This is a genomic window from Aminobacter niigataensis, assembly GCF_946995915.1.
In the GTDB taxonomy this organism is placed as follows: domain Bacteria; phylum Pseudomonadota; class Alphaproteobacteria; order Rhizobiales; family Rhizobiaceae; genus Aminobacter; species Aminobacter niigataensis.
In genome coordinates this window covers 2,678,829-2,691,080 of sequence record NZ_OX341517.1, presented here as the reverse complement: position 1 = coordinate 2,691,080, position 12,252 = coordinate 2,678,829, and the positions used below count along the sequence as shown (strand labels likewise).

General features: G+C 63.7%; 12 protein-coding genes and 1 tRNA gene. 3 read left to right on the top strand and 10 right to left on the bottom strand.

The window, feature by feature from the left end; genetic code table 11:
• Positions 1–6 precede the first annotated feature (6 nt).
• The 7 genes from O1Y97_RS13060 to O1Y97_RS13030 all read right to left on the bottom strand — a co-directional run bounded on the left by O1Y97_RS13060 (position 7) and on the right by O1Y97_RS13030 (position 6,348).
• Positions 7–924: an LLM class flavin-dependent oxidoreductase gene (locus O1Y97_RS13060; protein WP_318761300.1), complete on the bottom strand. Its 918-nt coding sequence runs from the start codon at positions 922–924 to the stop codon at positions 7–9.
• 132 nt (positions 925–1,056) lie between these two features.
• The gene (locus tag O1Y97_RS13055) at positions 1,057–1,209 is read right to left on the bottom strand and encodes a hypothetical protein (protein WP_318761299.1); all 153 of its coding nucleotides are present in this window, start codon (positions 1,207–1,209) and stop codon (positions 1,057–1,059) included.
• Positions 1,210–1,518: 309 nt separating this feature from the next.
• Positions 1,519–1,791, bottom strand: a complete 273-nt coding sequence (locus tag O1Y97_RS13050; protein ID WP_108609844.1) for a glycine zipper domain-containing protein — start codon at positions 1,789–1,791, stop codon at positions 1,519–1,521.
• A 209-nt stretch (positions 1,792–2,000) separates the two neighbouring features.
• Positions 2,001–3,938, bottom strand: a complete 1,938-nt coding sequence (locus tag O1Y97_RS13045) for an AI-2E family transporter (RefSeq protein ID WP_318761298.1) — start codon at positions 3,936–3,938, stop codon at positions 2,001–2,003.
• A gap of 170 nt (positions 3,939–4,108) precedes the next feature.
• Entirely contained in the window at positions 4,109–5,047 is a 939-nt protein-coding gene (locus tag O1Y97_RS13040; RefSeq protein ID WP_183260480.1) for a glutaminase, read from the bottom strand.
• A 208-nt stretch (positions 5,048–5,255) separates the two neighbouring features.
• A tRNA-Lys gene (locus tag O1Y97_RS13035) sits at positions 5,256–5,331 on the bottom strand.
• 102 nt (positions 5,332–5,433) lie between these two features.
• Positions 5,434–6,348 carry a PhzF family phenazine biosynthesis protein gene (locus O1Y97_RS13030; protein ID WP_183260478.1) on the bottom strand — a complete coding sequence of 305 codons (915 nt, stop codon included), beginning with the start codon at positions 6,346–6,348 and terminating at the stop codon, positions 5,434–5,436.
• A 173-nt stretch (positions 6,349–6,521) separates the two neighbouring features.
• Between O1Y97_RS13030 and O1Y97_RS13025 the strand changes: the two genes are divergently transcribed.
• From O1Y97_RS13025 to O1Y97_RS13015, 3 genes are read left to right on the top strand one after another with little or no spacing between them, the layout of a single operon-like run.
• The gene (locus tag O1Y97_RS13025) at positions 6,522–7,820 is read left to right on the top strand and encodes an efflux RND transporter periplasmic adaptor subunit (RefSeq protein ID WP_183260476.1); all 1,299 of its coding nucleotides are present in this window, start codon (positions 6,522–6,524) and stop codon (positions 7,818–7,820) included.
• Between the two features lie 8 nt (positions 7,821–7,828).
• Positions 7,829–8,533, top strand: a complete 705-nt coding sequence (locus O1Y97_RS13020; RefSeq protein WP_318761297.1) for an ABC transporter ATP-binding protein — start codon at positions 7,829–7,831, stop codon at positions 8,531–8,533.
• A 3-nt stretch (positions 8,534–8,536) separates the two neighbouring features.
• Positions 8,537–9,748, top strand: coding sequence for an ABC transporter permease (locus O1Y97_RS13015; RefSeq protein ID WP_183260474.1), 1,212 nt, complete (start codon positions 8,537–8,539; stop codon positions 9,746–9,748).
• Between the two features lie 2 nt (positions 9,749–9,750).
• Here the strand turns inward: O1Y97_RS13015 and O1Y97_RS13010 are convergent, their stop codons facing one another.
• Genes O1Y97_RS13010 through O1Y97_RS13000 form a run of 3 tightly spaced genes read right to left on the bottom strand, consistent with a single transcriptional unit; the run spans position 9,751 to position 12,116 of the window.
• The gene (locus O1Y97_RS13010) at positions 9,751–10,203 is read right to left on the bottom strand and encodes a cupin domain-containing protein (RefSeq protein WP_318761296.1); all 453 of its coding nucleotides are present in this window, start codon (positions 10,201–10,203) and stop codon (positions 9,751–9,753) included.
• A 60-nt stretch (positions 10,204–10,263) separates the two neighbouring features.
• A complete protein-coding gene (locus O1Y97_RS13005; RefSeq protein WP_108607699.1) occupies positions 10,264–10,992 on the bottom strand; it encodes a hypothetical protein in 729 nt (242 codons plus the stop codon).
• A gap of 11 nt (positions 10,993–11,003) precedes the next feature.
• A complete protein-coding gene (locus O1Y97_RS13000; protein WP_318764207.1) occupies positions 11,004–12,116 on the bottom strand; it encodes an endonuclease/exonuclease/phosphatase family protein in 1,113 nt (370 codons plus the stop codon).
• Between the last annotated feature and the right edge of the window lie 136 nt (positions 12,117–12,252).

Here is a 12,252-nt window from a genome sequence, read left to right as displayed (position 1 = left end):
AGGACGTCACACGACCTGGCGGAGCACCACCTTCTGGTTCCGGCGCTGCGCGGCCGTCGGCTCATGCCGCCTGAATGCCTTGCGCACCACGGCGATCACCTCGCGTCCGAACGCTGCGATCGCGTCGGCATCGTCCAAGCCGTGAACGATGAAGTCGGTGACGCCGAGTTCGACGAAGCCGGCCAGCGCAGCGACGGCCCTTTCCGATGCACCGCCGATTTGCCAGGCCTGTTCGCCTTCTCCAACAAGCACCGGCAGAGAAAAGCGGATGCGCTGCGTCCGGCCGAATGGCTCCGCTGCCGCCTTGACGCGTTCGATCAACCGTCGCGTATCGTCGAAGCTACCGACCGGCAGCTCGAACTGGTTGGCGTGCCGGCCGGCGATCTTGAGCGCAGTGCCCGACAATCCGCCGAGTTGCAGCGAAATATCGGCGCCGTCGGCGGCTTTCATCGGCACGAAACCGCCATGGATGCGATAGAACAGACCCTCATGCTCGAAGGGTTGTGCATTGCTCCAGAGCCGCTTGAGCAGCGTCAGGTACTCGTCCGTCCGCCCCAGCGTGGCGACCAGGCCGCTATCGTCGTTCGTCTCGCGCAGGTCGCGGCTCGGCGGCACGCGTAGCGCCAGTCGGCCAGCGCCAAGCTGATCGAGAGCCGCGAATTGCCGTGCTGCCACCACAGGCGCGACAATGCCCGGCCAGTGGGACACCAGGACGCCGATCGATTGCGTGCTGCGCAACGTCAGCGACGCCAGATCCATGTTGGCGAGCAGCCCGCCGGCATCGTCGATCAACACGCGGCTGAAGCTCGCCTTTTCAAGCTGCCGCAGCCGCTGTACGGCCAGTGCCGTGTCGGAAAAGAAGGAAGTGTGAAGTTCGTCCTTGTCGGCAACGCCGCCCGGGCAATGGGTGAAGTCGATCTGCATTGCAAACTCCTTCATCTTGTCAGGAACAGTCTTTGGCGCCGCCCGCGCCGGTTCACGCGCTACTCGGGAAAACCTTCATCATCTGGGTTGAAAGGAAATGGCACCGCCTGCGGGCGCCCATTTGGGAAAAGCCTAGTGGACCAGGCCGACCACAACGGCCGCGGTGAAGCCGAACGAAACCGCAAAGACGAGGTAGGAACCGAACCTGGCGAATGCTGCAGGTCGTACGGTCGAAGCCGCAGCCTGCGCAGTGCGGCCGTTCGAGAGATACTGGGTCTGTGCCATCGCAATCTCCATCATGCCCTTAGTCTATAAAACTAATAGACTTTGTCGATTGCTAATTTTGGCAAGATTGTGGAACGGCTTTGCCGACATCTCCGCCGGAGAGAGCATATTTTCCCCCTCGGAGTTCTCCGGACCGGCAATAGAAGGAGCCCGAGGACATCGATCCTTCGGGGAAAAACAAACAATTACAATTGGATAGAAGCGCCGCGCCGTTGCCTGCGCGCCCGAATGGGCCGCACGACTCCTGCAAAAAAGAATGTCCCGAGGGCGCATCAGCACCCTCAGGACATCGTATTCAAGATAGCCGGCTCAGTAATAACCGCGCGGGCACGCTGCGAGATAGGTGCGGCCATAACGGTCGCGATAGCGGCAACGATTCGGCTCATTCGCCCGGCCGATCAGGGCACCGGCGACGGCACCCACGGCACCGCCGACAAGCGCGCCTTCCGCGCGATTTCCGGGTGCGGCGACGGCACTGCCGATCGCCGCGCCGCCGAGACCGCCGATCGCGGCACCCTGTTCCGTCTGCGAGCATGCCGCCAGCGTCACCAGCAGTGCCAGACACGAGAGCAGTTTCTTCATCAACATCACTCCGAAAAAGGTTTAAACGCCCGTCCGAATCTAACAATGCGCAACGAGCAGAATCGATCCATCGCCTTCTGGACGGCGGATCGCTCGAATCCCTTCAACTCCTGAGATGCACACGCACTGCGGCAGCAATCGGGCGACGTAGCCAACCACCCACCCAAGGCCTCGACGTCGGCCTGTTCCGGTTCATCGAACCTGCCGACCTAGGCAGCCTTGCTCTTCCGACCGGCCTGCGACGGACGGCGAACCTTTCTTTTGGCAGCCTTGAGGGGAACTGCGGGCGCATCGGTCAATGCGCCGATTGCGGCACCGGTCATGCCGAAGGCCGCGAAATCGGCATTCAGGTCGCCTGCGAGTTTCCCGGCATCCCCACCGGCGGTGTCGGTCCACAAGACGACGCCCACCCTGAGCGATGGCCTGGCGCGCTTCAGGCGTCGCACCAGGAAACGGCCGTGGTTCAGGGAATCGGCATTCAGGAACCCCACCACGGCTGTCTGGACGCCCTCCAGTGGCAGGCTCCTGATGCTGGACGGCTCCACGTCGGCGTGGCTCGCCGTCGAGGCAGTTGCTCCCTGCACCGTCAGCACCTGCGCCAGCATCGCCGCGGCCGCATTGTCGAGGTCGCCACGACCGCCAATGCACAAAACCGTCTTGCCGGCTCCATCCGGCAGTTCCTCCTCCTGCGCGTCATCGTCCTGCGCAGCGTCTTCGGTCGCGTCGTCCTCTTCATCGGCCTCTTCGTCGGCGATCTCGTTCAAATTGGCCACCAGCGTCACGGCACTTGCCGCAACCCGTGTCCGCTGTTCGTCGGTCAGGGCACCTCGCGCCCGGTCCAGTTCGCCCAGCAGCAAAGCGGGGATTGCCACTTTGCCGTAGAAGTCGACCAGATATTCGGACTCCAGCATCTCCTCGGCGTGGTCAGTCGCCTCGTCCGGGTCCCCCGCCAGCAGGCGCTGGTACAGCCGCTCCTTGGGATCGAGCACCGGTTCGTTGCCGAACAGCACCTCCAGGAACTCGAACTGCGGCACATGTTTGCCGAGCACCACAAGGCACACCGTCAGCGGCGTCGACAGTACCAGGCCCACCGGCCCCCACAGCCAGGTCCAGAAGATCGCGGCAACGATGATGGCGAGCGGCGAGAGTCCGGTCCGCGAGCCGTACAGCCAAGGCTCGATGACGTTGTTGATGACGAGTTCCATGGCGATGAACAGCGCTGCCGCCCACAGCACCAGCGACCAGCCGGGCGCCACGGCGAGCGCCAGGAACAACGGCAGGATCATCGCGATTGCCGGGCCGATATAGGGCACGAAGCGCAGCACGATGGCCAACAGACCCCACAGGATCGCGTTCGGTATGCCCAGCAGCCACAGGCCCATGCCGATGGGGACGCCATAGGCGACATTCACCACCAGTTGCATCAACAGGTACTGCCCCACCCTTCGGCCGGCATCCTGCAGTGCTTCGGTCGTTCGGTGCAGGTCGCCATAGCCGACAAGGCGGATGAACCGGTCGCGCAGGTCCTCGCGCTCCAGAAGCATGAAGATGACGACCACGATGACCAGGCCAGCCGTGGCGAGCGGCCCGATCAGCGGTCCGATCAGGTTCTTCAGCGTCTCGATCGGCCTCTGCGGCGTGAAGATCTCGACCAGCAGCGGGTCCGGCCGCGACGGCTGCGCCGCTGGCACTGTCACCGATTCCGGCTTGTCGAGTTCCTGGCCGACGCGCTCGATGACGCCGCTCAGCCTGTCGATGATCCCGCCCCCGCTGCCGCTTTCCTTGAGCGAGCGCACCTTTTCCAGGATGTTGGCCTGATAGGTCGGAACGTTCCGGGCAACCTCGCCGACCTGGGAAACCACCACGAAGCTGAACACGGCGACCAGCCCGAACGCGGCCAGGACGCAGGCGATCACCGAGACCAGCCTGGGAACGCCGATCCGCCTCAGCCAGGCGACGATCGGCGCCAAGGCGAATGTCAGCAGCACGGCGATCGCCAGCGGCAGGAACACGTCGCGGGCAAAGTAGAGGATTGCGACCACGGCTGCGGTGGCGGCAAAGGTCGGCAGGGCCGTCCGGGAATTGGGCTGCAGCGAAACCTGGTTTCGGGAACTCAGGCCTCGGCCCTTCGGAATTGCCTCGACCACCTGCGATCTCCTTGGCCCTGAGTTGCCGCGTACCGACGACGCGCACCCCATAGTCGCGGAAGAGCGGCGGCTTTTGCAATGGGCAGCAAACCTACCCTTGGAGGTTCGCCCTTATCAGAGGCGCAGATACCCCTTAGTCGGAGGCCTCGCCGCAACAGCCAAACCGTGGGTCAGGCCGGTTTAGGCGAAAAGATCGACCAGTTCATCCTTTTGGTCAGCTGCTCCAGGGCGATCGAGCCAAGCATCGAATTGCCGCGTGCATTCAATCCCGGCGACCAGACGGCAATCGACGCCACGCCGGGTACGATCGCCAATATGCCGCCGCCGACGCCGCTCTTGCCCGGAATGCCGACGCGGAAGGCGAATTCGCCAGAACCGTCATAATGGCCGCAGGTCAGCATCAGGGCATTGATGCGCTTGGCGCGCTCGCTCGAAATGACCGTGTGCCCCGACGAGGGAATACGGCCGGCATTTGCCAGGAAACGGCCCGCATTCGCCAGTTGCTGGCAGCTCATCGCGATGGCGCAGTGGTGGAAATAGACGCCCAGGGTCAATTCCGGCGCGTGATTGAGGTTGCCAAAACCCTTGAGGTAGTTTGCCAGGGCAAAGTTGCGGTAGCCGGTGGCACGCTCGGAACTGGCGACATCGCCATCGACCACGATCGAATCGTCGTCGGCAAGCGAGCGTACGAAACTCACGATCTCGCCGATCGCCTCGCGCGGCTGATGCCCGGCCAGGAGCACGTCGGATACGACGATTGCCCCGGCATTTATGAACGGGTTGCGCGGAATGCCCTCCTCCCGCTCCAACTGGACGATGGAGTTGAAGGGCGTGCCGGAGGGCTCCCTTCCGACGCGCTTCCACAAGGTGTCGCCGACACGCCCCAGGGCCAGCGCCAGCGTGAATACCTTGGAAATGCTCTGGACAGAGAAAGGCTCGTCGGCGTCACCCGCCACCAACACTTCGCCGTCGGTCAAGGTGACGGCTATGCCGAACTTGTTCGGATCGACCTTGCCGAGTTGCGGAATGTAGGATGCGACCTCGCCGCGGTCCGGATGTCCGGCCATCTCCGCGACGATCTCGTCGAGGACCTCTCTCAAACTAGGCATCTTTTATCCCGAAATCTTCCCGGCCCGAATCGCGCTCGTGTTCGACAATCGGCGCTCCGCGAAAGCAAGACAAGCTTGCCGGCGCCAGCGGACAAGGCTGGAATTGCGTTTACGGCATTCGGGAAAGAAACAGCCTCTTGCCGGGAACCGGCATAAGGATTTCGCCTCGTCTTGCATGAAGAATTCAGCGGAAGTCTTTGAGAAGACTTGGTGGGTGCGACAGGGATCGAACCTGTGACCCGCTGATTAAGAGTCAGCTGCTCTACCAACTGAGCTACGCACCCACACGACCGGTGAACCGACCGTGGCCGGCATATAGCCAAGCCCTTTTGCGCTGTCCACCCCACCGGTCGCTTTTTCTTCAAGTCGGCAAAAATTCCTTCGCTTCAGACCAGAAGAACGCCTTCCGCGGTCCTTACGGCATGCCCGCCGATGCGCGCGGCGACAAGATTTCCACCCGATACGTCCAGTTCGAGCCTGATTCTCGACGGTCGGCCCATTTCGATTCCCTGTTCGATCCAGAATCGCTGCCCGCCGTCGGTCGGCTTGTCGAACAGCATGATCGCTCCGGCAAAGGCCGCCGCAGCCGAACCCGTAGCCGGATCCTCGTAGGACGGGCTGCCCGGCACGATCATTCGGGCATGGAAGGCGCTGGTATGGTCGATCGTCTCGCGGCAGTAGACATAGGCGCTGGCCACCGCGGATTCGCTTTTCTTCGGCGAAAACTCGAACCAGGCCTCGTTGTTGAACCGTACCCTTGATGCTGCCTTGATGTCGGCGACCGGCACGGTGATGTAGGGCACGCCAGCCGACCACAGCGAGACGCGGTGATTCTCGAAGCCGATTTCATGCGGCCCGAGCCCGAGTGCTGCACCGATCGCCTCGGCATCGGCCGACAGTGGCAGTTGTTGTGGCAGCTTGGGCAGGTCGAATTCGGCGAACAGCCCGCTGCCGACCTTGTCGACGGCGCAACGCACCAGGCCGATGTTCTCTTCAAGCACGAAAATGCCGGCCAGATCGCTGCTCTGCCCCATCTCCGACAAGGCGATGGCCGTACCGACCGTCGGATGCCCGGCAAAGGGCATCTCGTAGTCGGGCGTGAAGATGCGCACCCGCGCCTTGTGCTTGGGATTGTCGGGTGGCAGCACGAACGCCGTCTCTGACAGGTTGAATTGCCGGGCTATCGCCTGCATCGCGGCGGAATCGAGCCCCTTCGAATCGACAACGACCGCCAGCGGATTGCCTGCCAGTCTGTCCTGCGTGAAGACGTCGTAAATAAAATACTTGCGTCCGATCGTCATGTTTGCTCCTTCTGCGCCGGCAACATGAGCGAAATTTAATTTGAATTCCGGGACAACACGGCCGATCTGTGATCCTAGAGCATGACCCCGAACGGTGGGAACCGGTTTCGGAGAGATCGTGCTCGAGCAACAGGCTCTAAGTGGGTTTTCTCGAGCCATCAAAGGGGTCTGGCTTGGACCAGTTGGTAAATCGTCAGGATCAGGCAACCGCGCCATCCATCGAGACGGCACTCGGCCTCGACGGCAAGGGCCGAACCACGCGCCGGCGCAAGGGCTGGCTTTGGCTGATTCTGGCTTTGATTGCCGCCGGCTGCGCCTATGCCGGCTACTCCTGGCTCGGCGCACCTTCCGAGCGCGTCATCTACACCAGCCAGCCGGCCGAGGTCGGCGACATCACCGTCGAGGTCTCGGCGACAGGCAATCTGCAGCCCCTGACCCAGGTCGACATCTCGAGCGAGCTTTCAGGCGTCGTCCGTTCGGTCGCCGTCGTCGAGAACCAGCAGGTCAAGAAAGGCGACGTGCTGGCCGCACTCGACACTACCCGGCTTTCCGCCCAGATCGAGCGTGCCCAGGCTTCGGCAAAAGCCGCTGCCGCCAAGGTCGAAGACACCCGCACGACACTGTCGCAGAACACGCAGGCGTTGACCCGGGCGCAGGAATTGACACGGCGCGGCATGGCCACCACCCAGGCGCTCGAAGCCGCCACCGCCGAGCGCGACCGCGCCCAGAGCGCGCTCGATATGGCAGAGGCCAACCTTGCCATCGCCGAGGCCGACCTCAAGCTGCAGCAGGCTGACCTCGCCAAGAGCAGCATCTATGCCCCCATCGACGGCGTCGTGCTGACACGCTCGGTCAACCCGGGCCAGACGGTCGCGTCCTCCATGCAGGCGCCGGTGCTGTTCGTGCTCGCCGCCGACCTGTCCAAGATGGAGCTCAAGGCGGCCGTAGATGAGGCCGATATCGGCACGGTGGCCAAGGGCCAGCACGCGCGCTTCACCGTCGATGCCTTCCCCAACCGCAGTTTCGATGCCTCGATCCGCGACATCGCCTATGCCTCGGTCACCACCGACGGCGTGGTCACCTACAATGCGTGGCTCGATGTCGGCAACGACGAGTTGTTGCTGCGTCCAGGCATGACCGCCACCGTGTCGATCGTCACGCGCGAGGCCAAGGGTGTACTCACCGTTCCGGCGACCGCATTCCGCTACCGGCCGACCCCGACTGCGCGCAACGCCGGCTTCAGCCTGCAGAACGTGTTCCTGGGCCGGCCTTCGCGCGGGCCGACCGATCGCAGCCGCCCTGCTTCGACGCCTGCCGACGGCTCGCGCACGCTTTATGTGCTCAAGGACGGCGCCCCGGTTGCAGTCAGGGTCAAGACCGGAGCCACTGACGGCGACCGCACGGAGGTCATCTCCGGGCTCAGCGCCGGCGACAAGGTCATCACCGCCTCGACCTCATCCCGGGCGAACTGAGAACTGATATGAGCCCGGCTCCGCTCATCGTCTTCGACAAGGTCTGGAAGACCTACGGCCAGGGCGAGGCCGAGGTGCGCGCGCTCGCCGGCATCGATCTTGCCATCGGCCAGGGCGAGTTCGTCGCCATCATGGGCCCGTCCGGCTCAGGCAAGTCGACCGCGATGAACATCGTCGGCTGCCTCGATACGCCGACCTCCGGCCGCTACGGCTTCATGGGTGTCGACGCCGGCCGGCTCGACCGCAACCGCCGCGCGGAACTGCGCAATCTCTACATCGGCTTCGTTTTCCAGGGCTACAATCTGTTGCCGCGCACAACGGCGGTGGAAAATGTCGAGCTGCCGCTGATCTATCGTGGTGTGCCGGCCCAGGACCGGCGCGCGCTGGCCATGAAGGCGCTTGCCGAAGTCGGCCTCGAAGACCGCGAACACCACACCCCGGCCTCACTGTCAGGCGGCCAGCAGCAGCGCGTCGCGATCGCCCGCGCCATCGTCACGCGGCCGACGCTGCTTGTCGCCGACGAACCCACCGGCAATCTTGACACCGCCCGCAGCCACGAGATCATGCAATTGCTCACCCACCTCAACGAGGAATACGGGCTGACCATCGTCATGGTCACCCACGAGGCCGACATCGCCGCCTATGCCGGCCGCACCATCTCCTTTCGCGACGGCCATGTCGCCTCCGACACCAAGAAGCTCGAGGCGGCATAGGCGATGATCTGGGAAACCGTCCGCCTCGCCCTTCGTTCGGTCCGCCGCAATGCGCTGCGTTCGTTCCTGACCCTGCTCGGCATCGTCATCGGCGTCGCCGCCGTCATCGCCATGCTGACCATCGGCAGCGGCACGACGCAAAAGGTCAAGGCGGACATCTCGCAACTCGGCAGCAACCTGCTCATCGTCCGCTCCGGCCGCCCCGCCGCCCCCGGCTCGGGACCGCAGCAGACAATCCGGCCGCTCGGCGAAAAGGAAGTCGCGGCCCTGGCAGCCCATCTCGAAGGCGTCCGCGCGGTCTCGCCGGCGTCGCAGAAGCAGGTGCGCGTCGTGTTCGGCACGGAGAGCCTGACCTCCTCGATCACCGGCACCGACAATGCCTATCTCGACGCACGCGACTGGAAGGTCACCTCGGGCCGATCGTTCAGCGAATCAGAGGTGCGTGGCGGCATCAATGCCTGCCTGATCGGTGAAACCGTGCGCCGCCAATTCTTCGGTGCCGGCGATCCCGATGGCGCCAGCATCCGCATCGGCCGCATGAGTTGCAAGGTCGTCGGCCTGCTCGAACCCAAGGGCTATTCCGGGTTCGGCCAGGACCAGGACAATGTCGTATTGATGCCGCTTTCCGCCTTCCAGCGCCGCATCGCCGGCAATCGCGACATCGAAACGATCTATGTCGCCGCCGACGACGCCACGCCGACCCAGGTGGTGCAGACCCGCATCGAAGACATCATGCGCGACGTCAGGCGCGTCACCGCCGACCGGGAGGACGATTTCTCGGTCCGCGACATGACCCAGATCGCCGATGCCATGGCCAGCGCCACCGCCACCATGACCGGCATGCTCGGAGCCGTCGCCGGTGTCAGCCTGCTTGTCGGCGGCATCGGTATCATGAACATCATGCTGGTGTCGGTCACCGAGCGTACCCGCGAGATCGGCATCCGCCTCGCCATCGGCGCGCATGAAAAGCACATCCTGATCCAGTTCCTGGTCGAAGCCACGGTGCTGTCGCTGCTCGGCGGGCTGATCGGCATCGCCATCGGCCTGGCTCTGGCGGGTGCTGCATCCCTGGCGCTGTCCATTCCGTTCGTGCCCAGCCTGGCCGTGGTGCTGCTAGCCGTCGGCTTCTCGGCACTGATCGGCATGGTGTTCGGCTTCTTCCCGGCGCTGCGTGGCGCCCGCCTCGATCCGATCGAGGCACTGCGCCACGAATAGGGCTATTCCTTCAGCACGGTGTTAGGCGTTCCTTCCTCCACCTGGTCGATCACCAGAAGCTTGACCGGCTCCGCGCCGACATTTGCCCCTTGGTGCCACTCACCGATCATTTCGACGATGAAGTCGCCGGCCTTGTAGCTGGTGCCTTTGCCGGTATCGACATTGGTCACCTGCAATTGCCCTTCGAGTACATAGGCGTAGCGCGCGGACGGGTGCTTGTGCACCGGCAGCGTGGCGCCCGGCGGTATCTCGAAGGAAGAGACCAGCACCTGCACGTTCTTCTGCGGCAGCACGATCGGTTGGCCGCTCGCCGTGGTGGTAACCGACGCCAAGGGCGTCACCACGACCTTTGCGGCGGCAGGACTGCTGTCGAGCGCCTCCGAACTGCTGCTTGAAAACAGCACGACCGTACAAACGGCCGCCAACAGGCCATTGCGGACAATAGATCTGATCATGAAATCTCCCCCTGAAATTGCGCCGACAGTGCGCTTGGGGCAAGCCGGCATCAAGGGGTTCTAGGCGAGACCGGCCTTGCTACGGGAGAAATGCCATTCCGCCAGTGGGCGCATATGCGGCATCAGGCCTTCGGGCAAGTCGTCCATGCCGCGAATAACCACCGGTCCTTCGATCTCAGGATCGGGATCGTCCGCGACGAACCTCGTTATCTGCGCAGCCAGTTCGTCGGCCGTCTCGGCGGCACGGTAGCAGCGCACGATCGCCGTACCGCTTTCTACCGAAAGCGCATGGCAGCGTTCCTCACGGGTGGCCGTGCCAAGGTCGAGGCCGGTCTCCTCGCGCACCTCGCGCGCCATGTTGTAGTCGAGGTCGACCAGACCATCTCGAAAGTCCTCCGGCTCGAAGGAACCAGCGGCGAAATAGACCTTGCCGGCATTGGCCGTGTGCGCGCCCATGCGGATCGCCACCAGCGCGTTGTCGCTCGAGATCAGCATGGCATGCGCGAAGGCGTGCTCCGCGCTCGTCACCGGCTTCAGCTTGCGCCACAGCATGAAGGTCGAGTAGCGGATGGCATGGCAGCGGCCGGTCAGCCGGTTGTCGCCATAGGCGAGTTCCGACAAAAGCACCACCGTGCCGTCGAAAAGGGCTGGCCGCGCTGCCTTCTCCTCTGCCCAGTTTGCGACGATGGCTGCGGCATTGTCGCGCTCGAACGGATGAGGCTCCGGATCGAGGCGCACGTCGACGACGTCGACCGGCAGTATCTGGTTGCGCGGAATGTCGAACGCCAAGGCTTGGCCTCTCAGGTGATGTCGAGGGTCACGGCCACCGGGCAATGGTCCGAGGCCTTCGGCCTGTCCCAGCCGGCGCGCGGGTAGCGTTCCACCTCCTGCCCGGGCGGGAAGATGGTGCGCCAGGGCTGGCCGCGGCGGACGATGTCGGGCACGACTTGGGCGTTTGTCTTCGCCAGCGCCGGCGACAACAGGATGTAGTCGAGCTGGCACAGGTGCCGCTCCAGCGGTCCGCGCGTATGGTAGAGCGTCCAGCGCTCCATTTCGGGCCGCCTTTCGACGACGTTTTCGGCAAAACCGTCGGCCAGGAACACGTCGAGGCATGAGGCCGTCTCGTGGACCGGCGTGAAACTGTAGCCCTGATAGGCATCGCCGCCGATGACCAGCCGCTCACGATAGTCGTTCATGTCGCCGCAGATCACCCAGCGTCGCTCGCCGACATGGTCCTTGCCGAAACGGTCCTCGATGATCCGCCGCACCGCCTTGGCCTCGGCAACGCGGATCGGCATCGTCGCATCGCGGCCGTTCAGCTCGTTCCGCGGCGAGCCCATCGACTTGAAATGCACCGAGTAGATGGTCAGCGGCTTGCCACCGATCTTGACGTCGATCTCCAGGCAGTCGCGCCGGAAGATGCGTTCGAATGGCTCCTGGCCGAGGCTTGCCAGTTCCGGCGTATGCAGCCCGAATTCCTCGAAGGTGACATGGGCATGGCTGGTCATGCGCACGAATTCGATCGGCTGGCCGTGCGCGGTCTCCGCCCGCATCATCACCGCCACGTCGATGCCGCGCGAATCATTGCCCGAGGTCGTGTATTTGTGCTGGTAGCCCTGCCCCACCATCTTGAAGAGATAGCCGTATTCGAACGCCTTCAGCGCTTCGATGTTGTCGACCTCCTGCAGGCAGATGATGTCGGCGCGGGTCTCGGCAATCGCCAGTGCAGTCAGCTGGCGCATGTCGTCGGCATGTGCGATGGCCCTCGCCTGCTCCAGCAGCCGGTACTCGGCCTCGCTGCGGATTTCGAACAGCGCGAGCGTCCGATCCTCGTTGAGCTGGTTGCGGTAGCCGGAATAATCGAACCTGTTCATCAGGTTCTCGACATTGAAGGTGGCAAGGCGCAGCGACATGACCGCGAGCATTGCCTTCATGTCGGGGCAAACACAAGAGCCCAATCACAAGCCCACAGGGAAGCTGCATTGTTCATTTCCCGTTCAGGCTGAAAGGCAGAAAATGCCCTATCTCCATCGAAATTTGGGGGCATGG